This window comes from Rhodococcus sp. 05-2254-2, from assembly GCF_002259095.1.
In the GTDB taxonomy this organism is placed as follows: Bacteria; Actinomycetota; Actinomycetes; order Mycobacteriales; family Mycobacteriaceae; genus Rhodococcoides.
On record NZ_NOZJ01000021.1, the window covers coordinates 478,630 to 505,282 of the forward strand.

General features: G+C 62.6%; 26 protein-coding genes and 1 tRNA gene. 20 read left to right on the top strand and 7 right to left on the bottom strand.

From position 1 onward, the window contains the following. Positions 1 to 77 precede the first annotated feature (77 nt). Positions 78 to 716, top strand: coding sequence for a TetR/AcrR family transcriptional regulator (locus tag CH283_RS25130; RefSeq protein ID WP_068049842.1), 639 nt, complete (start codon positions 78 to 80; stop codon positions 714 to 716). A 189-nt stretch (positions 717 to 905) separates the two neighbouring features. Then, positions 906 to 1,550: a ScbR family autoregulator-binding transcription factor gene (locus tag CH283_RS25135; protein ID WP_068049844.1), complete on the top strand. Its 645-nt coding sequence runs from the start codon at positions 906 to 908 to the stop codon at positions 1,548 to 1,550. A 1-nt stretch (position 1,551) separates the two neighbouring features. Here CH283_RS25135 and CH283_RS28515 read toward each other — a convergent pair whose 3' ends face one another. Further along, positions 1,552 to 1,716: a hypothetical protein gene (locus tag CH283_RS28515; protein ID WP_176460590.1), complete on the bottom strand. Its 165-nt coding sequence runs from the start codon at positions 1,714 to 1,716 to the stop codon at positions 1,552 to 1,554. 161 nt (positions 1,717 to 1,877) lie between these two features. On the opposite strand from CH283_RS28515, the gene mfd reads away from it, so the two are divergent. Next, positions 1,878 to 5,456 carry a transcription-repair coupling factor gene (mfd, locus tag CH283_RS25145; protein WP_255183360.1) on the top strand — a complete coding sequence of 1,193 codons (3,579 nt, stop codon included), beginning with the start codon at positions 1,878 to 1,880 and terminating at the stop codon, positions 5,454 to 5,456. Positions 5,457 to 5,458: 2 nt separating this feature from the next. Continuing rightward, the gene (locus CH283_RS25150) at positions 5,459 to 6,373 is read left to right on the top strand and encodes a MazG family protein (RefSeq protein WP_094639583.1); all 915 of its coding nucleotides are present in this window, start codon (positions 5,459 to 5,461) and stop codon (positions 6,371 to 6,373) included. Between the two features lie 106 nt (positions 6,374 to 6,479). On the opposite strand, the gene CH283_RS25155 is transcribed toward CH283_RS25150, so the two are convergent. The 4 genes from CH283_RS25155 to efeU all read right to left on the bottom strand — a co-directional run bounded on the left by CH283_RS25155 (position 6,480) and on the right by efeU (position 10,598). Then, positions 6,480 to 7,121 (bottom strand): dihydrofolate reductase family protein, encoded by a 642-nt coding sequence (locus tag CH283_RS25155; protein ID WP_094639584.1) that lies wholly within the window; start codon positions 7,119 to 7,121, stop codon positions 6,480 to 6,482. A 210-nt stretch (positions 7,122 to 7,331) separates the two neighbouring features. Beyond that, positions 7,332 to 8,582: an iron uptake transporter deferrochelatase/peroxidase subunit gene (efeB, locus tag CH283_RS25160; RefSeq protein WP_094639585.1), complete on the bottom strand. Its 1,251-nt coding sequence runs from the start codon at positions 8,580 to 8,582 to the stop codon at positions 7,332 to 7,334. Continuing rightward, positions 8,563 to 9,702 carry an iron uptake system protein EfeO gene (efeO, locus tag CH283_RS25165; protein WP_068046530.1) on the bottom strand — a complete coding sequence of 380 codons (1,140 nt, stop codon included), beginning with the start codon at positions 9,700 to 9,702 and terminating at the stop codon, positions 8,563 to 8,565. Before efeO ends, efeB begins: the two co-directional genes overlap by 20 nt. Positions 9,703 to 9,716: 14 nt before the next feature. Beyond that, the gene (gene efeU / locus CH283_RS25170; protein ID WP_094639586.1) at positions 9,717 to 10,598 is read right to left on the bottom strand and encodes an iron uptake transporter permease EfeU; all 882 of its coding nucleotides are present in this window, start codon (positions 10,596 to 10,598) and stop codon (positions 9,717 to 9,719) included. A gap of 177 nt (positions 10,599 to 10,775) precedes the next feature. Here efeU and CH283_RS25175 point away from each other — a divergent pair, with 177 nt between their 5' ends. From CH283_RS25175 to CH283_RS25210, 8 genes are all read left to right on the top strand, one after another. Continuing rightward, positions 10,776 to 11,498 (top strand): lytic transglycosylase domain-containing protein, encoded by a 723-nt coding sequence (locus tag CH283_RS25175; RefSeq protein WP_094639811.1) that lies wholly within the window; start codon positions 10,776 to 10,778, stop codon positions 11,496 to 11,498. A gap of 88 nt (positions 11,499 to 11,586) precedes the next feature. Continuing rightward, positions 11,587 to 12,873 (top strand): phosphopyruvate hydratase, encoded by a 1,287-nt coding sequence (gene eno / locus CH283_RS25180; protein ID WP_094639587.1) that lies wholly within the window; start codon positions 11,587 to 11,589, stop codon positions 12,871 to 12,873. Positions 12,874 to 12,907: 34 nt separating this feature from the next. Then, positions 12,908 to 13,621, top strand: a complete 714-nt coding sequence (locus CH283_RS25185; RefSeq protein ID WP_255183330.1) for an FtsB family cell division protein — start codon at positions 12,908 to 12,910, stop codon at positions 13,619 to 13,621. Beyond that, a complete protein-coding gene (locus CH283_RS25190) occupies positions 13,618 to 14,148 on the top strand; it encodes a DUF501 domain-containing protein (RefSeq protein ID WP_094639588.1) in 531 nt (176 codons plus the stop codon). Before CH283_RS25185 ends, CH283_RS25190 begins: the two co-directional genes overlap by 4 nt. Further along, on the top strand, positions 14,145 to 15,089 hold the full coding sequence (locus tag CH283_RS25195; protein ID WP_094639589.1) for a Ppx/GppA phosphatase family protein: 945 nt from the start codon (positions 14,145 to 14,147) through the stop codon (positions 15,087 to 15,089). The genes CH283_RS25190 and CH283_RS25195 overlap by 4 nt, the downstream gene beginning before the upstream one ends. Before the next feature lie 116 nt (positions 15,090 to 15,205). Beyond that, entirely contained in the window at positions 15,206 to 16,657 is a 1,452-nt protein-coding gene (locus tag CH283_RS25200; RefSeq protein ID WP_094639590.1) for a short-chain fatty acid transporter, read from the top strand. 44 nt (positions 16,658 to 16,701) lie between these two features. Then, positions 16,702 to 16,775, top strand: a tRNA-Leu gene (locus CH283_RS25205). 807 nt (positions 16,776 to 17,582) lie between these two features. Next, positions 17,583 to 18,776, top strand: coding sequence for a pentapeptide repeat-containing protein (locus CH283_RS25210; protein WP_094639591.1), 1,194 nt, complete (start codon positions 17,583 to 17,585; stop codon positions 18,774 to 18,776). Positions 18,777 to 18,851: 75 nt separating this feature from the next. On the opposite strand, the gene CH283_RS25215 is transcribed toward CH283_RS25210, so the two are convergent. Together CH283_RS25215 and CH283_RS25220 are read right to left on the bottom strand one after the other, a co-directional pair. Next, positions 18,852 to 20,078, bottom strand: a complete 1,227-nt coding sequence (locus tag CH283_RS25215; protein WP_094639592.1) for a tyrosine-type recombinase/integrase — start codon at positions 20,076 to 20,078, stop codon at positions 18,852 to 18,854. Continuing rightward, on the bottom strand, positions 20,071 to 20,706 hold the full coding sequence (locus tag CH283_RS25220; RefSeq protein ID WP_094639593.1) for a helix-turn-helix domain-containing protein: 636 nt from the start codon (positions 20,704 to 20,706) through the stop codon (positions 20,071 to 20,073). The genes CH283_RS25215 and CH283_RS25220 overlap by 8 nt, the downstream gene beginning before the upstream one ends. 139 nt (positions 20,707 to 20,845) lie before the next feature. Here CH283_RS25220 and CH283_RS25225 point away from each other — a divergent pair, with 139 nt between their 5' ends. From CH283_RS25225 to CH283_RS25260, 8 genes are all read left to right on the top strand, one after another. Beyond that, positions 20,846 to 21,043, top strand: coding sequence for an excisionase family DNA-binding protein (locus tag CH283_RS25225; RefSeq protein WP_032368532.1), 198 nt, complete (start codon positions 20,846 to 20,848; stop codon positions 21,041 to 21,043). A 1,169-nt stretch (positions 21,044 to 22,212) separates the two neighbouring features. Further along, on the top strand, positions 22,213 to 23,001 hold the full coding sequence (locus tag CH283_RS25230) for a ParA family protein (protein WP_094639594.1): 789 nt from the start codon (positions 22,213 to 22,215) through the stop codon (positions 22,999 to 23,001). After that, positions 23,001 to 23,351 carry a hypothetical protein gene (locus CH283_RS25235; protein ID WP_094639595.1) on the top strand — a complete coding sequence of 117 codons (351 nt, stop codon included), beginning with the start codon at positions 23,001 to 23,003 and terminating at the stop codon, positions 23,349 to 23,351. Before CH283_RS25230 ends, CH283_RS25235 begins: the two co-directional genes overlap by 1 nt. Then, complete coding sequence (locus CH283_RS25240; protein WP_094639596.1) at positions 23,348 to 24,223, top strand: DUF2637 domain-containing protein; 876 nt, start codon at positions 23,348 to 23,350, stop codon at positions 24,221 to 24,223. Before CH283_RS25235 ends, CH283_RS25240 begins: the two co-directional genes overlap by 4 nt. A gap of 442 nt (positions 24,224 to 24,665) precedes the next feature. After that, positions 24,666 to 25,232 carry a hypothetical protein gene (locus tag CH283_RS25245; protein ID WP_037192089.1) on the top strand — a complete coding sequence of 189 codons (567 nt, stop codon included), beginning with the start codon at positions 24,666 to 24,668 and terminating at the stop codon, positions 25,230 to 25,232. Positions 25,233 to 25,407: 175 nt separating this feature from the next. Further along, a complete protein-coding gene (locus CH283_RS25250; protein ID WP_068373134.1) occupies positions 25,408 to 25,713 on the top strand; it encodes a hypothetical protein in 306 nt (101 codons plus the stop codon). 109 nt (positions 25,714 to 25,822) lie between these two features. Continuing rightward, on the top strand, positions 25,823 to 26,356 hold the full coding sequence (locus CH283_RS25255) for a DnaB-like helicase N-terminal domain-containing protein (protein ID WP_094639597.1): 534 nt from the start codon (positions 25,823 to 25,825) through the stop codon (positions 26,354 to 26,356). A gap of 29 nt (positions 26,357 to 26,385) precedes the next feature. Continuing rightward, positions 26,386 to 26,631: an urea amidohydrolase gene (locus CH283_RS25260; protein WP_255183331.1), complete on the top strand. Its 246-nt coding sequence runs from the start codon at positions 26,386 to 26,388 to the stop codon at positions 26,629 to 26,631. Positions 26,632 to 26,653: the final 22 nt, after the last annotated feature.

Consider the following 26,653-nt stretch of genomic DNA (forward strand, 5'->3'; position numbering starts at 1 on the left):
GATCGGACATCGTTAGTGTGGGGGAGGCGTCGAGTCCGGCGTCGAAAATGCAGGGTCGGTAACGGGAGCGGTTTTCGATGACAGGCGCAGCCTCGGAGCAGGAACGCACACCTCGAGTCCGAATGACAGGAACGCAACGGCGCGAGCAGTTGATCGAGGTGGGGCGCACGCTGTTCGCCGAACGCGGGTACGAGGCCGCGTCGGTCGAGGAGATCGCCGGGCGCGCGAACGTGTCCAAGCCGGTCGTCTACGAGCACTTCGGCGGTAAGGAAGGTCTCTACGCCGTCATCGTCGATCGGGAGATGTCGACGCTTCTCGGCATGATCACCAAATCACTCGACCTCAATCGCTCGCGGATTCGCGTCGAACGTGTCGCACTTGCACTACTCACCTACATCGAGGACCGCACCGACGGTTTCCGCATTCTCGTGCGCGATTCCCCTGCGGCTGCCGAGGACGGCAAGTACTCGTCGTTGCTCAACGAGGCCATCGGTCGCGTCGGGCACATGCTGGCCGGGGATTTCTCACGCCGCGGACTCGATCCCGAGTTCGCGCCGATGTACGCCCAGGCGCTGGTCGGAATGGTGTCGATGACGGCACAGTGGTGGCTCGACGTGCGAACACCGTCGAAAGAAGTGGTTGCGGCGCATGTGGTCAACCTGTGCTGGAACGGGCTGACGAATCTGGAGGCCGACCCTCGATTGACCGAGGAATGAGAACTCGGTTTCGTCTCTTCGCGGTTAAAGAGGGGGTATCGTCCCCTTTGTCGGCCATGAGAGCTGTGTCACAGACGGCGTAAGGCTCGATCGGACCGATGCATGTTGGCACGAGACGTAAAGCAAGTCAGTGGTACCGTTCGGGCGTAATTTGCGCAGTGGCAGTTCAGAATTGCGAAGGCGGATCCCATGGTCAGGCAGGCCCGCGCTGAAATAACCCGCGACACCGTGCTCGCGGGCGCAGCGAACGTATTTCTGCGCCTGGGGTACGCGAACGCGAGTCTCAGCGAGATCATCTCTCAGTCCCAGGTCACCAAAGGCGCTCTGTACTTCCACTTCGGTTCCAAGGAAGAGCTCGCACGTGCGGTCATCGACGAGGGCAACGCTCGGCTGACCACTGCGTGCATGCAGTTCAACGACGGTCGCATCCCCGCACTCGAGGCGGCGATCGGCATCTCCTACATCGTCGTCGACCTTTCGGTCAGTGACCCCATGGTCTCGGCCATGCTCCGGCTGAGCCATCAGATCGGCGATTACCGCGGCACCGAAGGCAATGTCATGGCCGGGTGGAGCGATTCGTTCGACAAGCTCGCCGCCAAGGCCATCGCGCAGGGCGACATCGACCCCAACTCGGACTCGCGCACCATCGGTTCGCTCGTACTCGAGATCCTGGCCGGCGTGCACATGGTTGCGGTTGCCACCTCCACCACCGAGGAACTGCCGTCGCGCATGGAGCGTCTCTGGTACTACCTCCTGCCGGCTCTGGTTCCCGCCAACAAGCTGGACTACTTCCGCGAATTCGCGGCGCGTCGAGTCATCCGCTTCGGCCCGTAACTCACGAGTTCTTCGCAACGAAAGCCGCTACGTCGTCGCACAGTCGATCCGGGTATTCACCGTTGATCGCATGTGAGGCGTCGGGATAGAGGTAGGGCCTTGCCGTCGACGAGCCCGGCGTCTCCCGCCTGCCGAGCTGTCGGTGTGCTCCCATAGACTCGGTCACGACTGTGCGTATGCAGCCGTCGCCTCGAATCGCTTCTAGGAGCATTGCTGTTGTCTTCCGATTCTCTGCCTGCCATTTCTCCATCCGGGCCGGCCCCGATCGTTCCCGACGCGGCGCTGCAACTCTCGGGTCTGGCCAGCGTCGCGCTGACGGATTCGTCCATGGTGGCCGTCGCCGATGCGATCGGAACCGCCGAGCACACGCTCATCGGACCGCACTCGGTTCGCCCGTTCGTCGCCGCCGCGATCGCTCAGCACACGCAGTTGTTGATCGTCACCGCCACCGGGCGTGAAGCGGACGATCTCACCGACGAACTGCGTCAGATCCTCGGCGGCGGAGTTGTCATGTTCCCGTCGTGGGAGACGCTTCCGCACGAGCGACTCTCACCGAGCGCCGACACGGTCGGCAAGCGACTGGACGTACTCCGCCGGCTGGCCCGCCCCGGCGACACCGATTACGGCGATCCTCTGCGCGTCATCGTCACCACCGTCCGTTCGCTGGTGCAGCCCATGGCACCCGGTCTCGGCGAGATCGAACCCATCACCCTGAAGGTCGGGCTGGACATCGACTTCGACGGCTTGATCCACCGACTCGTCGAGTTCGGCTACCTACGCGTGGACATGGTCGGCAAGCGCGGCGAGTTCGCCGTCCGCGGCGGCATCCTCGACCTCTTCTCGCCGACGGCAGATCACCCGGTGCGCGTGGAATTCTGGGGCGACGAGATCACCGAGCTCCGAGCGTTCGCGGTCTCCGATCAGCGTTCGTTGCCCGATCACGAGGTCGATCTCGTCATCGCTCCGCCGTGCCGCGAACTGCTTCTCACGCAGGAAGTTCGCGACCGTGCCGCGGTTCTCGCAGCCGACAATGCCGGCGACACCGCGTTGGTCGAGATGCTCGACAAGCTGTCCGCCGGCGTCCCGGTCGAGGGCATGGAGGCGTTGCTGCCGCTGCTGCAGCCGGGTGAATTGCAGTTGCTCGCCGATACCCTTCCCGCGGGAACACACGTGTTGCTCTGCGACCCCGAGCGAATCCGCACGCGCGCAACCGATCTGGTGCGCACGGGCCAGGAGTTCCTCGAAGCATCCTGGACGGCAGCATCGATCGGTGGAGCTGCGCCGCTCGATACCTCGACACTCGACACCTCCAGCCTCGAAGGGGCGTCACTCGATCTCGGTGCCTCGGCCTACCGTTCGCTTCGACAGGTTCGCGAGTCCGCGCAGGTGCACGGCCGGCCGTGGTGGACCATCAGCCCGCTGGCGTCCGGCAATGGCGAAGAAGTCGAGCTCGCCGTCGATTCGGTCCCTGAGGTCCGTGGGTCCGAGGAGGCACTGACGGCCCTGTTCGCCACCCTGCGGGCGCACATCGCCACCGGTGGTCGCGCGGTCATCTCCGTCGCGGGCGCTGGCACCGCCACCCGCATCATCGAACGCCTCGCCGAGGCCGAAGTGCCTGCAGCACATCTCGATTCCGGTGCGGTCCCGGTCGTCGACGTCGTGAACGTCCTGTGCGGATCGTTGCACGACGGTCTGGTGTTTCCCGACGCGAAACTCGTGGTCGTCACCGAGAGCGACCTGACCGGCAACCGCGTGGCCGCAGCGGGCGAGGGACGCAAGCTCCCGGCGAAGCGTCGTAATCAGGTCGATCCGCTCGCCCTCGTCGCCGGCGACAGTGTCGTGCACGATCAGCACGGCATCGGCCGATTCGTCGAGATGGTCGAACGCACCATCGGTGGTGCCCGACGCGAATACCTGGTCGTCGAGTACGCACCCAGCAAGCGTGGCCATCCCGGAGACCGACTCTTCGTCCCGATGGACTCGCTCGATCAGCTCTCGCGTTACGTCGGCGGCGAGCTCCCGTCTCTGAGCAAGCTCGGTGGATCCGACTGGGCCAACACCAAACGCAAGGCGCGCAAGGCAGTTCGCGAGATCGCCGGCGAGCTGGTGCAGCTGTACGCGGCTCGTCAGGCCGCTCCTGGGCACGCCTTCGGACCCGACACCCCGTGGCAGCTCGAGATGGAAGATGCGTTCGGATTCACCGAGACGGTCGACCAGATGACGGCCATCACCGACGTCAAGGCCGACATGGAGAAGGCGGTTCCGATGGACCGCGTCATTCTCGGTGACGTCGGCTACGGCAAGACCGAGATCGCGGTTCGCGCCGCATTCAAGGCGGTGCAGGACGGGAAGCAGGTCGCCGTGCTGGTGCCGACAACGCTTCTGGCGCAACAGCATCTGCAGACTTTCACTGCCCGTATGGCGTCGTTCCCGGTGACCGTCAAGGGGCTCTCGCGCTTCACTCACGGTTCCGAATCCAAAGAGGTCATGGCCGGGCTGGCCGACGGTACGGTCGACATCGTCGTCGGTACGCACCGGTTGTTGCAGACCGGTGTCGCTTGGAAGGACCTCGGATTGGTCATCGTCGACGAGGAGCAGCGCTTCGGCGTCGAGCACAAGGAGCACATCAAGTCGCTTCGAACCCACGTCGACGTCCTGACGATGTCTGCGACTCCGATCCCGCGAACGCTCGAGATGAGCCTGGCCGGCATCCGCGAGATGTCGACCATTCTCACTCCGCCCGAGGAGCGGCACCCGGTGCTCACCTACGTGGGTGCGTACAACGACAAGCAGGTCGCCGCGGCCATCAGGCGTGAGCTGCTGCGTGACGGCCAGGTGTTCTTCGTGCACAACCGAGTCAGCTCGATCGACAAGGCCGCCAAGAAGATTCGCGATCTGGTGCCGGAGGCCAGGGTGGCGACGGCGCACGGTCAGATGAACGAGGAAACACTCGAGCGCACCGTGCAAGGGTTCTGGCAGCGCGAGACCGACGTCCTGGTGTGTACCACCATCATCGAGACGGGCCTCGACATCTCCAACGCCAACACCCTGATCGTGGAGCGGTCCGATTCGCTCGGCCTGTCGCAGTTGCACCAGCTGCGTGGCCGAGTGGGCCGTAGCCGCGAGCGTGGTTACGCGTACTTCCTGTACCCGCCCGAGAAGCCGCTCACCGAAACCGCCTACGACCGACTTGCGACCATCTCGCAGAACTCCGACCTCGGAGCCGGTATGGCCGTGGCGATGAAGGACCTCGAAATCCGCGGTGCCGGAAACGTTCTGGGAGCCGAGCAGTCCGGCCACGTCGCAGGCGTCGGATTCGACCTGTACGTGCGGCTCGTCGGTGAAGCAGTCGAGGCGTACCGCGCGGCCGCCGACGGAAAGCCCATCACCACCGACGAAGCTCCCAAGGAAGTGCGCATCGACCTGCCCGTCGACGCCAACATTCCACCCGACTACGTCACCAGCGATCGGTTGCGCCTCGAGGGTTACCGAAAGCTCGCTGCGGCAGCCGATTCCGAGGGCATCGACGCGGTCATCGAAGAACTCGTCGACCGGTACGGTCCGCTGCCCGAGGAGGTGGGTCGACTGGTCTCCATCGCCAAGCTGCGGCTGATCGCCAAGGAATACGGCCTGACCGACGTCAATGTTGCCGGAACGCAGGTGAAGCTGGCTCCGATGGACCTACCCGATTCCAAGCAGATCCGCCTCAAGCGGCTCTACCCGAGCGCTGCCTACCGGGCGACGACCGGTGTGGTGCAGTTGCCGCTGCCGCGCGTCGAAGGCGGCGGAGTGGGGGCGGCGCGCGTACGCGACGTCGAATTGGTGCAGTTCATCGCCGATCTCATCCTATCCTTGGACGGTAAGCCATCTCGGTCGGTGTTGTTGGAGCAAACAGTGGGGGTGTAGCGGTGACGGTAGTTCTGCTCGACCCTGTTCGGCCCACGCAAGTGCCGGTTGATGCTGTCGAATTCCTCGGCGGTGCAGTGCAATTCACCGAAGAAGTGCCGGTGCGAGTGCGGTGGCTGTTCTCGGGAACCGCTGCGCCCGACGCCGTCGACGCGGTGCTGGTGAGCACCGATCCCGCCAACCCCGACGTCCAGGAACGGATTGCACGCGGAGAACGGGTCATCGCCGGCGAGAAGCTGCCCGGTGACGACCTCATCGCGGCGGTCCGGCTCATGGATCGGCTGCGCACCCTCGGCGGATGGGAAGCGCAGCAGACCCACGAGTCGTTGCGCGGCTACCTGCTGGAAGAAACGTACGAGCTGCTCGACGCGATCGCCGCGGGCAACCTGGTGGACTTGCGCGAAGAACTCGGAGACCTGTTGCTGCAGGTGCTGTTCCATTCCAGAATTGCGCAGGATGCCGCCGAGAACGCGTTCGATGTCGACGACGTCGCCGCAGGACTGGTCGCCAAACTCACCCATCGCAGCCCGCACCTCGGTCGAACGGGTAATGGCCCCATCGACATCGCCGAACAAGAGCGAGCCTGGGAAGAGAAGAAGGCGTCGGAGAAGGCACGCGGATCCTGCGTCGACGGAATCGCCCTGTCTCAGCCGTCACTCGCCCTGGCACAGAAAGTGATCGGACGGGCCACCAAGGCAGGCCTGCCCGACGAGCTGATCCCCGACGGCCTACGCGTCGTACACATCGGGATCGACCACTCACACGGAGGAGACAGTGCCGAGGACCTGCTGAGGCGTCGGGTACTGGATTTCGCTGCGTTGATCCGTAATGCCGAAGCCTCGGCCCGCAACGCAGGCATCGGGCCGGGGGAGATGTCCGCACTCGACTGGATCGAACACTGGGGTCTGCGGGGCTGACATTCCCCGCCGCCGCCCGCCCTCTCTCCGTACCCTCGTCCCTCGGGTTGGGATCAATGTGGGGTTCAGTCGGTCAGAGTGCAACAAAGCCGCATTGATTCACCCACTACTTGCGCCAGAACAAGTGATGAGTGATGCCGCTGCTACTGGGTACGACCTCGTGCTCGAATCTGTCGTTCAACTCGTCGGGTGAATCCCACAGCTTCAGGCCCGAGCCGAATTCGATGGGCGAGACGACGATGTGCATGGTGTCGACGAGATCGGCGTCGAGGAATTCCCGAATACTGGTGACGCCGCCGCCGAGTCGCACGTCCCTACCGTCGGCCGCCTCCTTTGCTTGCTTCAGTACTTCGGAGGGCTCCCCGTCGACAAAGTGAAACGTTGTGTCGGAGAGCGTGATCGAGGGTCGCTCGTGGTGGGTGAGCACAAAGACTGGAGTGTGGAACGGCGGCTCGTCACCCCACCAGCCCTGCCATTCGTGGTCGGTCCACGGTCCGCGTTGGGGTCCGAACTTGTGCCGGCCCATGATCTCGGCACCGATGTTGTTCGCGAAGTCGCGGGCGAAGTAGTCGTCGAGTCCGCGACTATCACCCGAACCGGCGTTTCCAGGGAAGCTGGCGGTGCCGAAGTACCACCCCATCAGGGCCAGATGGTCGAGTCCGAACGGGCTCTCGAAGCTCTGTTCGACCCCCGCAGCGATTCCGTCGCTCGACACGGTGAAGTTCTGTACCCGAACAAGCTGTCCCATGTGTGCTCCCGAAGTCGATGATAGAACGTACGACGTATGGACCGAGCCGACTGTACAAACTCACCGCTCGACCGCGTCAATGGACCACTGCAGCGCCCAGACGTATGCAGTGTGCCATCCACGTGGACCGGGTTTTCGCGTGAATGAACCCTTGCAGAGGTCAGACGTATGCAAGGGTCCATTGACGCGGACGGGGGTGGCGGGGCCCGCCTACTCGAACAGCGTCGAACCCCAGTACTCGGATTCTTCGACGCCGGGTGGGCAGGCGAATACCGCAGACCCGACGTGTTGGATGTATTCGTTCAGTGCGTCCTTGCGCGAGAGTGCCAGTTGCATCGGGACGAATTGGGTCAGTGGGTCGCGGCAGTAGGCGATGAAGAACAGGCCGGCGTCGAGATGGCCGAAGCCGTCGGATCCGTCGGTGAAGTTGTATCCCCGACGCAGGAGTTGGACGCCACCGAGGTTTTCCTTCGACGCCAAGCGCACGTGCGCGGTCTTGTCGATGAAGGTGCCCTCAGGACCTTGGGATTCGAAGTCGAGGGCGTCGAATTCGTCCTTCTGTCCCAGCGGCGCACCGGTTCCCTTGCTGCGTCCGATCACTCGCTCTTGTTCTTTCAGGGTGGTGCGATCCCAGGATTCGATGAGCATGCGGATTCGACGCGCCACGAGGTAGGAGCCGCCGGCCATCCATTCCTGATCGTCGTCGGCAGCAACCCACACGTTGTCGTTCAGCAGTGTCGGGTCCTCGGCCTTGAGGTTGGCCGTTCCGTCCTTGAAGCCGAACAGGTTTCGAGGGGTCGCCTGGGTGGTCGAGGTGGACGAGGTGCGACCGAACCCGAGTTGCGACCACTTGACCGACACGGTGCCGAAGCCGACGCGAGCGAGGTTGCGGATGGCGTGGACGGCCACCTGGGGGTCGTCGGCGCAGGCCTGGATGCACAGGTCTCCGCCGGAGCGTGCGGGATCGAGGTTGTCGGCAGGGAAGTGCTGCAGATCGGCAAGGGACGCTGGCCTTTTCGACGCTAGGTCGAAGCGATCGAACATGCTCGGACCGAAACCGATGGTCAACGTCAGCGACGACGCCGTCAGACCGAGAGCTTCGCCCGTATCGGTGGGTGGGTTGTACTGCCCGCCGTCGACCGCGCCGCCGTCGAACGTCTCCTCGCCGCGAGTGAGACGCTCGGCCATCAGCGTCCACTTCTTCAGCAGCGCAACGAATTCGTTGCGGGAGTCGGTGGTGATGTCGAAGGCGACGAAGTGCATGCGATCCTGTGCCGGGGTGACGATTCCGGCCTGGTGCTCTCCGCGGAATTCGACGACGTCCGATGTCGGCACCTCGGCACCCGACGCCGTTGCGTGTCCCGCGAGTGCGCCGACTCCGACGAGTGCAGCACCGGTCCCGACGGCACCGAAGAGGCGCCGCCGGGAGAAGGTTCCAGTCTTATTGTCCGGCAACGACACCCTGCACCTGGCTCACTTCGGCGGACAATGCGTCGATCTTGTTGGACAGTTCCTGGCGCTGCGGCTCGGTCACGGTGTCGTAGAAGACGAAGCCGTCGCCGTTGCGGTACTTGGCGAGTTCGGCATCGAGTTCGGCGAAGCGTGCGTCGATCGCGGTGCCCAGCTCGGCGTTGCGCTCGTCGAGGATGGGGCGGACGGCGGCGATGGCGGCCTGCGAGCCGTCGACGTTGGCCTGGAAGTCCCACAGGTCGGTGTGCGAGAAGAAGTCCTCTTCGCCGCTGATCTTGGTCTTGGCGACCTCGTCGAGCAATCCCTGTGCGCCGCCTGCCACCTGGATCGGGTCGATGGTGAAGTCTTCGGCCTTGATCTTGTCGGCCAGTTCGGTGATGTCTGCCTGCAACTGATCGGCCATCGCGTTGGTGTCGGGCTGCAAACCCTGCGTCCACAGGTCCTTCTCGATGCGGTGGAAGCCGGTCCATTCGGCCCCGGGCTCCACGTCGGGTTCACGCAGATCGATGCGGGGGTCGAGGTCGTCGGGGAAGCTCTCGGCGACGGGCTCGATACGCTCGTAATAGCTACGCGTGATGGGGAATTGGGTCTTGGCCGCGTCGACGTCTCCGCTCTTGACAGCGGTGACGAACGAGGCAGTAGTGTCCTGCAAGGCATCGATCTGGCTGACGACGTACCGCTTGTACCCGGCTGCGGCCTCGGTGAGGAGTCCGTCCTCGTCCGCGGTGCGGACCGAGTCGCCGGTGACGACGTAATCGGCGCGGATGCCGTCGCCCACCATCCCTGCCTTGCAGGCGGTTTGGTACGTGCCGGGATCGGGCAGGGCGACGATGAGCTGACGCGTCAGGCCGGGTCCGATGTTCTCCACCTCACCCATGACGCGGTCACCCTGGCCGTAGACGTAGAACTCGGTGACCTTGCTGCCGTTGTTGGTGATTTGGAACGTCGAGTTTCCGGTGGTGCCCTCGGAAGCGCCGACGTCGCACGAGGAGTCGGTCGCGGTGACAACAATATCGCCCGACGCGGCCTCGGTGGAGGACTTCTCGGTGCATCCGGCCAGAGCCATCGGCAGAACCGCGACGGCGGCCAGAGCGTAGGTGGTACGACGCATGGTGGTGGTGCCTTTCAGGAGGATTGCAGTGCTGGCTCGGGTGTCGCGGGAACGCGGACCGGGCGGAGGAAGAGGTAGAGGACGATCACGATGTAGAGCACCCACGCGATCGCTTGGAACACAGTGGGTTCGGGCCGGAAGTTGAAGATGCCGGCGAGCACGGTGCCGTACCAGCTCGAGGCGTCGAAGTGTGCGGTGATGTCGAAGGCGACGGTGCTGCCGCCGGGCAGGACTCCACCGATCTGCAGTGCGCGGATGCCGTAGGCGAGGATTCCGGCGGCGACGACGATCAGGAAGATGCCGGTGTACTCGAAGAACACCGCGAAGTTGACGCGCACGGCACCGAAGTAGAGGAATACCGTCAGCACGGCGGCGACGACGATTCCGAGCAGCAGCCCCAGCAGTGGCCACAGGCTGCCGTTGGTGTTCTCGGCGTAGCCGACCATGAGCAACGCGGTTTCGACGCCTTCGCGGCCGACGGCGAAGAACGCCAGCGTCAGGACGGCAGCGGGCCCGACTGTCAGCGCCTTCTCCATGTTCGCCCGCAGTTCTCCGGAGATGTTCTTCGCGGCGGTGCGCATCCACAGCACCATCGCCGTCACGATCACCACAGCGACGAGTGACGCCGCTCCGGCAATGATCTCGGCGGTCAGCCCGGTGACGGTGGACGTGCCGTAGTGGATCACGAAGAAGATGGCGGCGACCATGGCGACGGCAAGGCCTACTCCCAGCCAGACCCACTTGAGCGCGTCGCGGCGATCGGCTTTGACGAGGAACGCGACGAGGATCATCACGACGATGCCGGTCTCGAGCCCTTCGCGCAGTCCGATCAAGCCACTGCCGAACATCTGGGTGGCAATCGACGGCGCTGAGCCTGCGGCGGCGAGAACTGGCATGAATCAGGCTCCTGCGGTGCGTCGAACATTGGTACGCCTTCCCTCGCAAAGGGTAGGCGACCCTCATGCGTGAGGGCTGACCAGAACATACACCCTGCAACCCGGCCCGAATGCGCGTTGACCAGGGGTTATCTCGGTCTTTAGCTTTCTATTACCTTGCGTGTGCAGGATGGAGTGGTGATCTCCCGTATCTGCGTGCTCGCCACAGCGTCGGTCCTTCTCGCGTTGACGGCGTGCGGCACCGGCGAACCCGAGCGCGAGATTCCCGAGGGCATCCCGCCCGGCCCCGGCACCGAAGTACCGGCCATCGATTTCAACGCGCCCGGGCGGACGGCCGATCTGTTGCTCGCCTGGGCCGAACCGCAGACCGAAGCGTTGGGCATTTCGGTGACCGCGTTGGCGTCGTACGGGCACGCGGCGGCGATCATGACCGAGACGGATGCCGATTGCGGAATCGCGTGGACGACGCTCGCCGGAATCGGCTACATCGAAAGTCGGCACGGCACCTACCAGGGTTCGTCGGTCGCGCCCGACGGCCTCGTCGCACCGCCGATCCGCGGAATTCCTCTCGACGGCGGACCGGGCGTCGCCGAAATTCCGGACACCGACGGCGGCGTCATGGACGGTGACACCGAGTTCGACCGGGCCATGGGCCCCATGCAGTTCATTCCCGAGACGTGGAAGAAATGGGGTGTCGACGCCAACGGCGATGGCGTCGCCGATCCCGACAACATCGACGACGCTGCGCTGACCGCGGCTCGATACCTGTGTGCGCGTGGCGGTGATCTGCGGACCGCGCAGGGCTGGGAGACGGCGTTGATGGCCTACAACCTGTCGGGTCAGTATCTGCGGGATGTGCGCGATCGTGCGGCCGCGTACTCGGTGGGCACCAGGCCGTAGGACCTCCATGCATCGCGGACATCACAGGGGAGCGGTTAGTCTTGCACCCGGCACAGTCCGTCGGTACCCGTTTATAGGAGAAGCATTCGTGGCCATCATTGAGCAGGTCGGAGCGCGCGAAATCCTCGATTCTCGTGGCAACCCCACGATCGAGGTCGAGGTCGCATTGGACGACGGGACGTTGAGTCGCGCCGCCGTTCCCTCCGGTGCATCCACCGGCGAGCACGAGGCCGTCGAGCTTCGTGACGGCGGAGACCGCTACGGCGGCAAGGGTGTCGAGAAGGCCGTCAATGCAGTGCTGGACGAGATCGCTCCCGCGGTCATCGGCCTGGACGCCATCGAGCAGCGCACCGTCGACCAGGCTCTGTTGGACCTGGACGGCACGCCCGACAAGTCTCGCCTCGGCGCGAACGCCCTGCTCGGTGTTTCGCTCGCGGTCGCGAAGTCCGCTGCCGAGTCCACCGGACTCGAACTCTTCCGCTACCTCGGTGGCCCCAACGCGCACATCCTCCCCGTTCCGATGATGAACATCATCAACGGTGGCGCGCACGCCGACAGTGGCGTCGACGTGCAGGAATTCATGATCGCCCCCATCGGCGCACCGACCTTCAAAGAGTCGCTGCGCTGGGGTGCGGAGGTCTACCACGCACTCAAGTCCGTGCTCAAGGCCAAGGGCCTGGGCACCGGCCTCGGCGACGAGGGCGGCTTCGCTCCCGACCTCGCCGGCACCAAGGCTGCCCTCGATCTCATCCTCGAGGCCATCGGCAAGACCGGCCTCAAGCCCGGTCAGGACGTTGCGCTCGCTCTCGACGTGGCGGCCACCGAGTTCTACACCGCAGGCACCGGCTACGCCTTCGAGCGTGAGACCAAGTCCGCCGAGGAGATGTCGGCGTTCTACGGCGAGCTCGTCGACGCCTACCCGCTCGTTTCCATCGAGGATCCGCTCGACGAGAACGACTGGGACGGCTGGGTTGCGCTCACCGAGGCCATCGGCGACAAGGTGCAGATCGTCGGCGACGATCTCTTCGTCACCAACCCCGAGCGTCTCGAAGACGGCATCGTCAAGGGTGCGGCCAACGCACTGCTGGTCAAGGTCAACCAGATCGGCACGCTCACCGAGACCCTCGACGCAGTCGATCTCGCGCACCGCAACGGCTACAAGACGATGATGAGCCACCGGTCCGGCGAGACCGAGGACACCACCATCGCTGACCTGGCAGTTGCCGTCGGCAGCGGCCAGATCAAGACCGGTGCTCCGGCTCGAAGCGAGCGCGTGGCCAAGTACAACCAGTTGCTGCGTATCGAAGAAGCTCTGGGCGACGCGGCGCGTTACGCCGGCGAGTTGTCTTTCCCCCGGTTCAATTACGAGGGATAGCGAACAGGCTCGTATGACACGAAGTGGAGAGTGAATGATGGCACGGCGCGGCAGGTCCGGGACCAGTCCAGGTGGACGTGATCCCCGACCCCGTGGCCGTTCCTCCTCTTCGAGTCGGTCCAAGGCCGGGGGCGTCTCGCGTGACGCGAACGCCTCCGGCCGGCAGGCCACCCCGCCGGAACCCTCCGAGCAGGTGCGCGACGCGGTGGTCGGTGGCAAGGCCGCGCCCCGACACGTCGGAGTTCGCCGGCCCAAGATGCCCGAGCGAACGTTCTTCGGACTGTCCACCGGACGAGCCGTCATTCTCGGTGTCGTGGTGTGTGCGCTGGCACTGACGCTGGCAGTACCGCTGCGTACCTACTTTTCGCAACGCAGTGAGCTCGAATCCGTGCTGGCCGAACGGCAGGCGCTGCAAGACGACGTCAGCCGCCTGCAGGTTCAGAAGTCTCAACTCGACGAGCCGTCCCGCATTGCGGCCGACGCTCGCGAACGTCTGCGTTTCGTCATGCCGGGAGAGACGCCCTATCAGGTGCAGCTGCCCGGCGACTACTCGCCGAGCTCCGAGGACCTCGCAGTGGACAACACTCCGAAGGGACCGTGGTACACGGAATTGTGGAACACCGCGGTCCAGCCACAGGGATCGGACGAGCCCCCGGAGCCGACGTCCGCACCGATGCCTCTCGTACAGCCAGAACCCGCGCCGGCCGTGCCGCCGGTGCCAGAACCAGAAGGAGGACCGGTCGGGTGAATTCCTCGGCAGTCTCGCAGGAAGATCTCGATGCGGTCGCATCGCAGCTCGGACGTGAACCGCGTGGCGTACTCGAGATCGCGTACCGATCTCCGGACGGCAGGCCTGGTGTGGTGAAAACCGCCCCGAAGCTGCCCGACGGCACGCCTTTTCCCACCCTGTTCTACTTGACGGACCCGCGGCTGACGGCCGAGGCGAGCCGGCAGGAATCGGCCGGCGTGATGCGCGAGATGACCGAACGTCTCGGTACCGACCCGGAATTGGCTGCGGCATACATGCGCGCCCATCAGTCCTATCTGGCCGAGCGTGACGAGATCGAATCTCTCGGAACCGATTTCACCGGTGGTGGCATGCCCGATCGGGTCAAGTGCCTCCATGTGCTGATCGCGCACTCGTTGGCCAAGGGCCCGGGCGTCAACCCGCTGGGTGATGAGTCGGTTGCGTTGGCCGCCGAGAATTCGTTGCGCGGCAAAGCTATTCCGGCCGACTGGCCGACCATCGAAGAACTACGTGCGGAGAAATCATGACCAGGGTTGCAGCAATAGATTGCGGCACCAACTCGATCCGCCTGCTCGTCGCCGACAACAACGGCAAATCCCTCGCCGACGTCGCTCGTGAGATGCGCATCGTGCGACTCGGCCAGGGAGTCGACGCCACCGGAGCATTCGTTCCCGAGGCCATCGAGCGCACCCGGGTGGCGTTGGTCGAATACGCCGAGATCATTCGCAAGACCGGGGCCACCGCAGTGCGCATGGTCGCCACCTCGGCCACACGTGATGCGTCCAATCGCGAGGATTTCTTCTCGATGGTGCGCGAGGTACTCGGCAAAGTCATCCCCGGTGCCGAAGCCGAGGTGATCACCGGCGACGAGGAGGCTCGGTTGTCCTTCGCCGGTGCTGTCGGTGAACTCGACTCTGCTGCAGGACCTTTCCTGGTTGTCGATCTGGGCGGCGGTTCCACCGAGCTCGTACTGGGCGACTCCAAAGGAGTGAAGGCGGCGTTCTCGGCCAACATCGGCTGCGTTCGTCTGACCGAGCGTTTCCTGCATTCCGACCCGCCCACCGCGGACGAGATCAACGGTGCGCGTGAGTACGCCCGCGAGAAGTTGGCGGAGGCGTTCGAGGAAGTGTCGATCGGCGACGCGTCGAGCTGGGTGGGGGTTGCCGGCACGATGACCACCATCGCCGCCATCGCCAAAGAACTACCCGAGTACGACGCAGATGCCGTGCACCTTTCGCGAGTGCCGTTCGATCAGCTCTTCGAGGTGTGCGAGCGACTCATCGGCATGACCCACACGCAGCGAAGTGCGTTGGGCCCCATGCATCCCGGACGGGTCGACGTCATCGGCGGCGGAGCGATTGTGTGCAGTGTGTTGGCCGAGGAGTTCGAGCGACGCGGTGCCGTGAGCTCGTTGACGGTCAGTGAGCACGACATCCTCGACGGCATCGCGATGTCCATCAAGATCTGATCTGCAATTCTGCAGATGCGGTCTGCGGCGATGTAGGTTGCATCACTGCATGATTCGGTGAAACCTTACTGGTGCTGTGGCCCACGTCACGGCTCCCTTCGAGGTGAGGACCACCGATGACGTCACCCGCCGAGCAGATTCCGGCCGATCAGGCGCCGGCCGAGAAAGGTTTGGCGCGCGTCGCGCAGATGCTCGCCAGGGGAACCGAGAAGTGGTTTCCCGACGCCTACATCTTCGCTCTCGTCGGCGTGGTGGTCGTTGCTGTCGCTGCCTTTGCCAACGGGTCGTCTCCGCAGAACGTCGTCGACGCGTTTGGAAACGGCTTCTGGGATCTGACCGCCTTCACCCTGCAGATGGCGATGGTCGTACTCACCGGCTACGTCGTGGCTACATCTCCGCCGGTCGCCAGATTGATCACCCGATTGGCGCAGGTGCCCAAGAGTTCCAGTAGCGCAGTCAGTTTCGTGGCTCTTCTGTCCTGCTCGGTCTCGTTCCTCAACTGGGGGCTATCGCTGGTTTTCGCAGGACTGCTGGCCCGTGCCATCGCGCGGCGTGACGATCTCCGCGTGGACTACCGAGCGCTGGGCGCGGCTGCGTTCATGGGGCTCGGGGCGGTGTGGGCGCTGGGAATGTCGTCCTCGGCTGCGCAGCTGCAGGCGACGGCGAGTTCGCTTCCGGCCACACTGCTTTCGGTGACGGGTGTGTTGGACTTCGGTAAGACCATCTTCACGTGGCAGTCGTTGCTGATGTGCGTGATCATCATCGTGTTGACGGTCGTCATCGCACACGTCTCCGCTCCCAAGGGTGCCGCGATCAAGACTGCCGCAGACATGGAGGTCGATCTCGACGACACCGTCGCTGAGCCCGCTCCGCGTTCGAGGCCGGGTGAGTGGCTCGAATACAGTCGAATTCTGCCCTTGTTCGCGGGAGCCATGACACTGGGATGGCTTGTCTCCCAGTTGTTGACGCTGCCGGTGCTGTCGGTGGTCAGCAGCCTCAACGGGTATCTCTTGGTGTTCCTGATGCTCGGGCTGGTGCTGCACGGAACCCCGCGGCGATTCCTCGATGCAGTGAGTAAAGCGGTCCCCGCGACGGCCGGGATCCTGGTGCAGTTTCCCTTGTACGCGGCGATGGCGGCCATGCTCACCGAGGCGGAGGGACGGGGAGGCGTCACGATCTCCGAGCATCTGGCGACCTTCTTCACCGAGATCGGATCCGGCGGAGGCTTCGCCGTGGTCATCGCGATCTACACCGTTGTACTCGGACTCTTCGTTCCCTCGGGCGGTGGCAAGTGGCTCGTCGAAGCCCCGTACGTGATGCAGTCGGCGACCGACGTGCAGATGAACCTCGGCTGGACCGTCCAGATCTACAACGTGGCCGAGGCGCTGCCGAACTTGATCAACCCGTTCTTCATGCTGCCCTTGCTGGCGGTTCTGGGTCTGCGAGCACGTGATCTGATCGGATTCACGTTCCTGCAGTTCATCTTTCACTTCCCGGTGGTCCTGCTGCTCGTGTGGCTTCTCGGTATGACCTTCGACTTCGTGCCGCCGGTCATCCCGGCGCAGTAGCAGCCCGATATGATCGTCACCGCTGGAGCCAGAGTCCAGCGGTGGCCCCTATAGCCCAATTGGCAGAGGCAGCGGACTTAAAATCCGCACAGTGTCGGTTCGAGTCCGACTGGGGGCACGACTGTTCCGCAGGTCAGGGGCGGTTTAGGACGTGCATGGACGTTCGAACGCTCGTGAGAGTGACACATATTGACACATCTCAGAAAAACTGAGTGTCCCGGACGGTGTCAGATCTATATGCGACCACATGGACGATACCTCGTCAGGCCACTCGATTCGGGCAGAGCTGACACCGCTCGAGGACCCCGTAACGCTTTACTGTCAGCCTATTCTGGCTAAGGAAGAGATCCCTAGGACAAGGTGGGACGGAGTGCCCACTACGTCAGCGATCCCTAGTCTGCTCGGGGCCCTGAGGATGAAGCCGAGGTCGCACGTATTGGGCTCGTGGTCGATGCTTCGAAGTCAATAGTAGATGCTCCGACGCACAGACGATTGGTCGCGAGCGGCTCGTAGTTGAGCTCAGCGAGGTCGTTGCTGGTTCACGAGGACTGGGCATCGGCACCCACGCCGTACAAGTCTTGGCGGAGGGACATCCTCACAATCGGTTCATTGCCTACAGTGAAGATACGGAGCGTTCCTAGCACGCGTTCGGATGGGATCACTACGAACATCCTGAGGGAGCGCAGCTGCACCGGCCGCTGTTAATCAACCCACGCGGCTAGGTATTCAGCAACGTGCCGGCGAAAGAAGCGCGATCGGAGATCATTGCTGGGGCGTCGAAGACGAGCGCCCCATGCTCCTTGCGATCGAACGTTGAGTTCGATCCATTTCGGCTCGACCGATAGGCTGGCCAACCGTGCCTCGAAATCTCGCTCCTCGTCTGTCGAACCGCAGCGCACTATCCAAGTTTGCAATAGTCTGTGGCGTGTCGGGCGGCTCGCTGGCGCTTGTTTCGCTGGTGATAAGCATCCCGATTCAGCCAGGGCAAGGAACCGTTCTTGGTGGCATTGGTGTCTTGGTCGGCGGTGGCCTCGCATATTGGAGCAGTCATCAGAAGCGATTGAGCGATGAAAGGATCGCGACAGCGGCCGATGTTGTTGCGCATCAGCAGTTAGAGCATGCGAAGGCGGCGGCCGCTCAAGCTGTCAGGCACTCAGACGTTCTTATGACTGAACAAGTTGCTGCGCGACATGAGGTCCACCGTCGAGAAGTTGTGCGAGATCTACGTAGCAGGTTCGCACTGGCTGCCGAGCAATTGTCCTCCTCGTCTCCTGTCATTCGTCTCGCGGGGGTTTATGCAATGGTGTCGCTCGCCGATGATTGGTTGCAGATCGAACCTCCTAACTTGCTTGAGCGCCAGGTCTGTGTCGACGTCCTGCGCGCGTATCTGCGCGCGGGAGTGGGCGAGCGGCCTAACGTTGTAACCGAACAGGGTGAGCTGCTTGACGTTGAGCCTGATACCGAGGTTCGCCAAACCATCTTCCGAATTATTACGGATAGAGCGGGCCTTCCCGATACTGACCCCACCTCATGGTCGCAAGTCAACGTGGCTCTCGCTCGTGCAGATTTACGTCTACTTGATTTCGGCAGTACTGAGTTTCACGGCCTCGACCTGGAATCGGCCAAGTTCGCCGGATCAAAGCTCGGTGATGCTATTTTCGACCGGTGTGACTTGACTCAAATGGACGCGAAATATGCCGTTGTCGCCGGTGCAGTATTCCGCAATTGTAATTTGACGAGTGCGAAATTCTCAGGTAGCAGAGGGCTCCGTGCTGTTGATTTCAGTGGATCAACTATGAAATTTGTCAAGATACGAGGCCACATGGGTTCGGCAGTATTCCTTTCGTCAAATCTTGAGTACGCGAGTCTCGATGGGGCGATTCTATGGAACTCGAACTTCCAGAATGCGAATTTGCAATACGCCGACATGGCGGGAACCCGACTCGGTCGGTCCAATTTTACGGGCGCAGATCTGTCATGGGCGAACTTGGAGGCGGCAGATCTTAGCATGTGCAGATTCTCCGAAGCGTGTCTCGATAGTATCTGGTACACGGATGAGACGAAATGGCCTAAAGATTTCGTACCGCCACCCAGTCGCGATGACTCTGCGCCATTCTAGGGTCTCGGTTATATAAAGTGAGGCAAAAATTCTGAGCTGGTACGCGTCGAAAATGTGGAGCTGCGAAGTGACCTGCTAATTTTTGTGCCGTTTGTGGTTGCCAGAATTGAAGCTGTTTGCAGCCTCCAACAGAGCATCTTCCTGCGAATGTGCGTAGACGCTCAGGGTGAATGCTGCGGACGCATGGCCCAACCACGCTGCGATGACAGCGATCGGCACACCCTGCAGATGCATGAGAGTCGCGCAAGTATGTCGGGCGTCGTGCAGACGGACGGACTTCAGGCCCGCTGCTTTAAGGACCTTCTTCCAGCGAAAGGTCAGGAGGTTCGGATGCACGGCCTCACCCGATGGAAGGCGAACTACGTATATCGAGTCGGTGTAGTCGACGCCCAGCAAGAGTTTGTCCTCCGCCTGCTGAGCTTTCGCGGCTTTCAGCGCTGCGGCCAGAGGTTTCGGGAGTGGGAGTCGTCGTTTGGAGCGACGGCTCTTCGGTGTGCCTTCGACTATGCGAGAGCCGACTGCAACTCTGCTGTTCGCAATAGAGACGGTGTTCTTCTTGAAGTCGACGTCGGACCAACGAAGGCCTGCGATCTCACCGCGTCTCAACCCGGAAAGCGCAAGATGCCAAGCGTGAGCCATTGGATCTCTGTCGACATACTTCAGTAGGCGTTCCGCCTCTACCTGCGACAGTGTTTCCATTTCGACGGCCTCGGTCGGCAATCGATCGACCATCGCGGCGACGTTTCGGATTATGCTGCCCTGCTTGAGTTGATCGTCGAGGATCGCCGTCAGCAAGCTCAGCATGTAGTTGACCGTTCGTGCGGACCAGGGCTTTCGAGCTCGACCGTTCGGCAAGGCAAGGCCACCCGCTCGGAGTTTTTTGACCAGGCTGTCGATGTCAGTCTTGGTCAGCTTCTGTACGGGGATGCCGCCAATCTCGGAGATCACGGGCTGCAGGTTGACCCTATGTCCCCGAAGTGACGACTCCTTGAGCTTGTGCTTCGAATCCAGCCACCGCTCGCAGGCGTGAGCAAGAGTGAGCTCGGACGAATGAATGAACGTGCCGTTGGAAACCTTGTTCGTAGTCTCGGCGAGTGCTTGGCGGGCTGCCTGCTCGGTTGCAAATCTGCGCTTGCTCTGCGTTCGATTGACGATCTGTGTCGTCGTTCCGTCGGGGTTCTTGCGCGTTGTAGTTCTGCTACCGGTGTCGACTCTGACCTCGTACCGCACGATTGCACGACCTGTCTTGCGGTCTGTGATCGTCAGCTTGCGAATCTGTGGCGGCAGCTGAGTTCTAGCCATCGTTGTCGTCCTCGCCCATTGCCATCTGTAGATCTGTCATCCGGTGAAACAGCTCTTCTGCGCGTCTGCGCGCGTCCTCGTAGGCCATCTGCATGGTCTCGATGTGCTCCGTTGACTCCCGCGCCGACAAACCAGTTCGCAGCTGTACACGTGCGCGCCGCATCGTGTGAAGGGCCTGAAGCCACTCGCGCGTGACACCAACTCTGTCGTTGTTCGGATCGAACTGTTCCCGCGCCCATATTTCGACGGGCTGTTCTGTCTCCGCATCGGTCCAGTCGGCGGACGGTTTCATCAAGCCTGCCTCGCCGCTGAACCACTGCAAAGCACCGTGTGATTCCTGCTCCAGGCCAGGAAGCACCTCGACTTTGCCTCTGGGGAGATCTGGGAAGACGAGCTGGGCCGGCGAAACTCCAAGAGCTGCAGCAAGAACGAGGAGCTCGGGCACGTCAATGGTCTTCTTTCGCCCTGTCTCCAGATCGGCGACCACCGACCGCGAGATCCCATATCCGATCTCTACGGTGCGATCTGCAAGCTTCGCCGCTGAGAGTGCCGAGTGCTCCTTACCTCGGAGCCGCCGAACTTCACCGGCGACGCGGGCCACTAGCTGTTCAGCCCAAGACTGTGTCATAAGCACGCAGTCTAGCCGATTTCCCGTATGTGTTGTGGCAGCGCTACTGAATTGCTATCTTGTGGTGGAACCACATGGACGGTGCTCGATCGAGTGCGCGATTGTGGTGAAACTACACAATATGCGGAGAGGAAACACCATGTCTCGACGGTTGTATTCGGTCCAGGAAGCGATGGCTCGGACAGGTCTCGGACGCTCCAACCTGTTCAACAAGCTTGCGGCCGGTGAGATTCGCAGCGTCAAGGTCGGTAAGCGCCGACTGATTCCCGACACGGCCATTGATGAATACATCGTCGGACTGGAGGAGGCGGCACGCGTGAGCTCGGGCGTTGCCTGACATGCCTCTCACCGCAGACCCCTACGAACTAGAGACGCCCCCGGCGAGTTCCGGTGTTACGAGCACCGGTGCCGAGGGCGTCCTCGAAATCCCCACCTTGCAGGAAGGAGCTTCGCCCTCGGATGCTAATCGGTCCTGACGCGTCTCACAAGGCGTTTTGCCGCACTCATGCCCTCGCTCTGTGTCGAGATGTTGTCGACTTGAAGCGCGGCTGAGTGGAGGCTGGATTTACCCATGTGTCGGTGAATCCATCTGCGTACACACTGTTTACGCGATTGTCTGCGTCGCGCCGCACTCCTGCGTGGGTGCCGTGTCCCGCTGAAGTCTGCCGCAGTCGCTGTCGCAGCGTCGTTTTCTGGCAGAGCCCGACGTAATACCAGCCTGCCGCCGGCCTGTGCACCCTTTGTAAATCCTCGGAGACCGGCCCCGAGGCACCACCAGCTCGACTGATCATCGAACGGGTGGCGATACCGATTAGCCGCGCGCCCATCGAGGCGCGGGGCTATCGGGCGTGGAGCGGACAACGTGGGTGCGGAAATTGGCTCAGGGGCCATGGGGGGTCCGGAGGGAACGAACGAAGTCCCTTGTCTTTCATACGTCACCACTACGGAGGTACCAGTTGAGTTCTCGACCGATCTGCATTGCTGACATCACAGAGTTTCCTGGCATGGCGAACCGTCATTCAGACCTCGACTTTTCAGTCCTTGCCGCGCTCTTGCTCGTATCCGTTGTGTACGCAAAATCCTCGAACATGCAACCAGGGCAACACACTTGGTTGCTTCGACACGAGCGCATCAGCCCGCCGGTGCAGGCCGATCCCGCTAGCGGTACGGGGGCGTTCCCTGCAAGTCCCATACCTGAATTACCCGCAAAGAGTGCTTCAGATGACTCGCTGGCGACGGATGTCATACGTCCTGCGGTGGTCACACCTCCCATGCACACAAGGGATGTCACTCACACCCGGGATGCATTGGTAGTAAACGCTTCTCTTACCACTATGGCATGTCTGTCACCTTTGGGACGCGACTCACGCATCGCGCCCCTTACCTGTAATTCACCCAACGCTTCTACAGGGTGCGACTCATCCCTCGGTTCCAAGGCGTGCATGACATCCGATTCCCGCTATACCGCCAGTTCGTCCCGTTCATCCATGGAAAGTGAGACCCACCATGCCCGCTGACATCTTTGCGTTCTGCAACCAGAAGGGTGGGGTGGGCAAGACCACCACCGTCTTTCACCTCGCACATGCCGTCGCCCAAGCGGGAAAGCGAGCACTCGTTATCGACGTGGATCCGCAAGGCAACGCCAGCACAGTCCTGACCAAGACTGAGCTCGAGAGCGACGATGTCGGTGTTGCCGACGTACTCGCCGAGTCGTCGAAGGCGACAATCGCCGATGCTGTCGTCCCCACCATCTGGCCTGGCGTAGACCTGGTACCCACGGTGCCGGGAAACGAGTCCCTGGCCTATGTCCGCGATCAATTGGTCGTCGCCGGTGCCGGCCGCGAACGGCGGCTTCGCGACGCAATCGACGTCGTACGAGGGGTGTACGACGTGATCCTCATCGATTGCCCACCTAGTCTCGATCTGCTGACTATCAACGCCCTTGTTGCAGCGCGCGCCGCCATCGTCGTGACTCAGTCCGCGCTGTTCTCGGCCAATGGACTCGCGCGATTGCTGCGCACCATCGATGCAGTCAAGCGCAGCTACAACCCGGGCCTCGACATGCTCGGTGCGATCGTCAACCTTCACGAGATCGCGACGATCAGCGGTCGAGAACAATTGATCGAGATCGCCGCGAGCATCAACGTTCTCGGCGATGCCGTTCCGAAGCGGGTTGTCATCAAAGACTCGATGGAGGCCCAAACCAGTCTGGTCGACTGGGGGACAACGCAATCTCGCAGCCTGTCGACGATCTATCGGGACACTCTTGCGCTGCTCACGAAGGGACACCTGTGATGGCCCGCCCCGAACGTATGAAGAGCGCCCTCGCACGTTCGAGCCCGGTCGATCCGCCGGAGCACGCGCAGCAGCCACCCGACACTCTTTCGTCGGCTGAGACCGTTGCGCAAGCGTCACCGGACAACGCGAAACAGAAGCGGTCGTACTACTTGTACCAGTCCACCGTCGACGATCTTCTCAACGCAGCCGAAGCGTTGTCCGCAACACCTGGCGCGCCGCGGGGCCCGTCGGATCTCGTCAATGCGGCGATCGAAGAGTATTTGGAGTTGTTGCGCAACAGGTTCAACGACGGTGTGCCGTTTCCGCAACGAACGGGCCCTCTCGCACGAGGACCGAGAATCCGATGAGCCGATCGCACTCCACAGCTACCCCGTTGACAACGAAGCCGTCAGACGTCGTTGCGCTTCATCCAGCGATCTTGCAGTGGGCCCTCGCAACGGCCGTTGCGCTGACAGTAGGCATTGCCGGGGCGTCCTTCTGGCTCAGTTTCGCTGTGTTGCGTGATCTCGCGGTGATGGCTGGGATAGGTCCCGGCGAAGCGTGGGTGATTCCAGTGGTGTTGGACGGTGCAATTGTCTCGACAACAGTGACAGCTATTGCGCTGTCGAATCACACGGACAACCGCACGATCAACGGCCGTCGCTTCGTCGTCACGATCTTGCGTGTTGCCGCATCGGCGTCGATTGCGGGTAACTCGTACCACGCAGTGTTGAGTGCGACCTTGCTTCCGGCCGTAGTCTCGGCGGGTATTGCCACCATTGCACCTATTGCGCTCCTCGCGATGACCGAAGTGCTGGCCGTCATACTTCGTGCGCCCCGCGGAGCCGTCAGAGTGGAATTCGCTCCAAGTGCTGCCACAGAGGAGCCGGACTGGGCAGACACCGAGGTCAGCCAAGAAGGCCCCAGCCCGAGCCGGGATGATTCAGAGGGCGAAGACGGCACTCGGGGAGAACACGTCGAGACGGCGGACTCGCCTCGACTGCAAGTAGACGACCTAACGCCGGAAGTTGCGGAAACAGCGCGGCTCCGACACGCCCACCGCGAATGGTCGTGGGCACGAATCGGTAGAGAAACGGACGGCTCCGTTGCATCGACCGCGATGCGCCGATATCGGAAGTGGGAAGAAGTCACCGCAGGGATCGTCGATGGCCACCAGAACGGGCAATCCAAGTTTGATGACAAGCTAGCCACCGAGCGTGACCGCATGTCCGCAGGATAGAAGTGCTACCGCGACAACGAGCCTGGTTGCTTTCCGTCGCTCCCGCGCAATCACCCCAGGCTGTTGATGGCTGTGAGGTGGTCGCGCCCGGTTGGCTCAGTCTGCGTCGAGGCGCGCGCTGCCCTGGGACCACCTCCGGCGGTCTCCGGATTTGAGCTCCGCTGCGCTCCGCACAGCAGAAAGAACAATTTCCTTCGCACATCTGGCTCCGATCGAGCATGCAACACCCTGACCCGTCTTACCCATCCCTGACTCCGCGTTGCTCCGGCCCGATGGGCTCCGAAAACTTTTCAAAGCGCCTGCGGCTGAAAACTTTCCGGATCAGGGCCAGGACGCCGGTCCAGTGCGCCGCCTTCTCTCCTTCGAGCCAGATGACGGCGAAAGAAATTGGCAGAGCGAAAGGGCCGGGGGAGCCGGTTCCGCAACAGAAAGAGAGCCCGACATGCCGCAGAATACTTCCAGCACAGGACGACGGACCACGGCCGCACACAACGCCCGGACCACCGGAATCGTCACCCACACAACCGTTCTGGTCTCCGGACCCCAACAGGCCACTATCACCGCTACCGCCGCAGCCACCGACGAAGCGCAGATGATCGTCGCACTAGGTCACGTCATGATGACCTTCCGCAGCGCCGAAACAGTATCCGCAGTCATCACCGGATTTGCCACCGTCCGGGCCGCACTCGCCGGAGCCGATGGACAAGCCCCCCACCCCGCGCAACCAGGCGCAGAATTCGGGGCCGCCGCGATCTCTGTCCTGTGGCTCGATAGCCCCGAACACACCGCAGTGCCGCATCACCGCTACAGCTCCGAACAACGCCGCACCATCCACTGGGTAGACCTGCACATGGGACCTGTCACCTGGCGCATCACCGACCGCATCGGGTACGACACCCTGATGGCCGAACTCCGACGCGTTCACCGCGCTGCCGTCGGAGTATTTCTCGACGGCAGCCGCTACCGCCGCGACCCCGCCAAACTCCTCGATGTCTTCGACGACGTCTAGTACCACACGTTCGGCCCCAACCCCGGGGCCGAACGTCGTTTATCCACAGGCTGACTCGACACCACAGTTATCCACACCCTCGCCTGATCTGTCTCCGCAGCGAACGCTTTGTTATGGACCTCGTGTGACGCTCGATTAGAAGCAGCTGGCCGGCACGAGCGACAAGGAACCAACGATGATCACCTGGACCGTCACCACACACCCTGAGGACAACCCCGAAATTCTGACCGCAACCGGAGCAGAGCCCAATCTCGAATGCGCGAAACTGGCCGCCGCCGATGCCGTCCGTATCGCCCTCCTCGACGCACGCGAGCACGCATCGTCCGACAACGGAACCCCGCCGTCCTACCTCGTCACACTCGACGGAACCTGTGCCCTCATCATCGGACTCGGAAGCTGCAGGCCCGAGAACTACAACGCCGTCCTCGACAGCCTCGAGCAGTTCGACGGCACCGCACCACCGAACCTTCTCTACATCTGACCCACACCTCCGCAATGACTACGAACGCGGCATAACCAAGCAAAGCGCAACCGGAGTACCGAAGCCAGTTCTCCCGCAACAGACCCGCACATAGAAACGAGGCGAACAGATGACCCCGTTGAGAGCAGTCGAACCCACCGACGACGATCACGCTGATCTGACGGACCATCCGGAGACGGCACCGGAAGCACTGGTCATCTGCGCACTGATGTGGTTGCAGGACACCAACGAGGCCGCCCGCATTGCAGCGTCATTGCAGGCCAACGATTTCCACGATCCCGTTTATCGCGAGCTGTACGGCATCGTGCAGGGGCTGATCATCGACAACCTCCCACACGACCCCGCGAGTGTTCTGGGCGTTCTTGTCCGGTCAGGTGCCAGTGGACACCGCGGTGCACGGCTGCGTCGAACACTGACCGACGTCACCGCAGCGAACGCATGCGGAGCATCGGCAACCGACTACGCCGGCATGGTCCTGTCGGAAAGTTACCGACGTAGCTTCTTCGACGCAGGGATCAGAATTCAGCAGATCGCCGAGGAAGCGCCGGAAGACTTTCTGTTCGACCAGCTCGTCGAAATTGGAAGGGCGCAACGTGAAGCGACGAACCGCCTGAACGCCTTCCGCAGCGGTAGCACACTGTGACGGCGCGGGGAGAGACAGAGTCGGGCGATGTGCGGCGTCGAGCTGCCCTCGCTTCTGTCCGGTTGGCCGCCGCAGATGTCGCGCGTCTCGATACGGACGAAGTCGAGGACCTCGCTGTCGGTCGTGAGATCCATGATGCTCTGTCCGACGGCAACACGCTCAGTGAGGTTGCGCGGTCCATCGGGTACACCGAGGCCGTCGCCTCAGACCTTCTGGGCAAGTTCCGAGAGCTCCGCGAGAGTCTCGCGGCGCGCAACCAAATTCCCCTGTTCTGAGCAACATTCAACGCACACCTCG

Coding starts and splice junctions, on each gene's coding strand:
- CH283_RS25130 (WP_068049842.1), top strand. CDS start 78: ATGACAGGCGCAGCCTCGGAGCAGGAACGCACACCTCGAGTCCGAATG.
- CH283_RS25135 (WP_068049844.1), top strand. CDS start 906: ATGGTCAGGCAGGCCCGCGCTGAAATAACCCGCGACACCGTGCTCGCG.
- mfd (WP_255183360.1), top strand. CDS start 1,878: ATGGTGGCCGTCGCCGATGCGATCGGAACCGCCGAGCACACGCTCATC.
- CH283_RS25155 (WP_094639584.1), bottom strand. CDS start 7,121: ATGGGACAGCTTGTTCGGGTACAGAACTTCACCGTGTCGAGCGACGGA.
- efeO (WP_068046530.1), bottom strand. CDS start 9,702: ATGCGTCGTACCACCTACGCTCTGGCCGCCGTCGCGGTTCTGCCGATG.
- efeU (WP_094639586.1), bottom strand. CDS start 10,598: ATGCCAGTTCTCGCCGCCGCAGGCTCAGCGCCGTCGATTGCCACCCAG.
- CH283_RS25185 (WP_255183330.1), top strand. CDS start 12,908: ATGATGGCACGGCGCGGCAGGTCCGGGACCAGTCCAGGTGGACGTGAT.
- CH283_RS25195 (WP_094639589.1), top strand. CDS start 14,145: ATGACCAGGGTTGCAGCAATAGATTGCGGCACCAACTCGATCCGCCTG.
- CH283_RS25200 (WP_094639590.1), top strand. CDS start 15,206: ATGACGTCACCCGCCGAGCAGATTCCGGCCGATCAGGCGCCGGCCGAG.
- CH283_RS25215 (WP_094639592.1), bottom strand. CDS start 20,078: ATGGCTAGAACTCAGCTGCCGCCACAGATTCGCAAGCTGACGATCACA.
- CH283_RS25220 (WP_094639593.1), bottom strand. CDS start 20,706: ATGACACAGTCTTGGGCTGAACAGCTAGTGGCCCGCGTCGCCGGTGAA.
- CH283_RS25225 (WP_032368532.1), top strand. CDS start 20,846: ATGTCTCGACGGTTGTATTCGGTCCAGGAAGCGATGGCTCGGACAGGT.
- CH283_RS25230 (WP_094639594.1), top strand. CDS start 22,213: ATGCCCGCTGACATCTTTGCGTTCTGCAACCAGAAGGGTGGGGTGGGC.
- CH283_RS25235 (WP_094639595.1), top strand. CDS start 23,001: ATGGCCCGCCCCGAACGTATGAAGAGCGCCCTCGCACGTTCGAGCCCG.
- CH283_RS25240 (WP_094639596.1), top strand. CDS start 23,348: ATGAGCCGATCGCACTCCACAGCTACCCCGTTGACAACGAAGCCGTCA.
- CH283_RS25245 (WP_037192089.1), top strand. CDS start 24,666: ATGCCGCAGAATACTTCCAGCACAGGACGACGGACCACGGCCGCACAC.
- CH283_RS25250 (WP_068373134.1), top strand. CDS start 25,408: ATGATCACCTGGACCGTCACCACACACCCTGAGGACAACCCCGAAATT.
- CH283_RS25255 (WP_094639597.1), top strand. CDS start 25,823: ATGACCCCGTTGAGAGCAGTCGAACCCACCGACGACGATCACGCTGAT.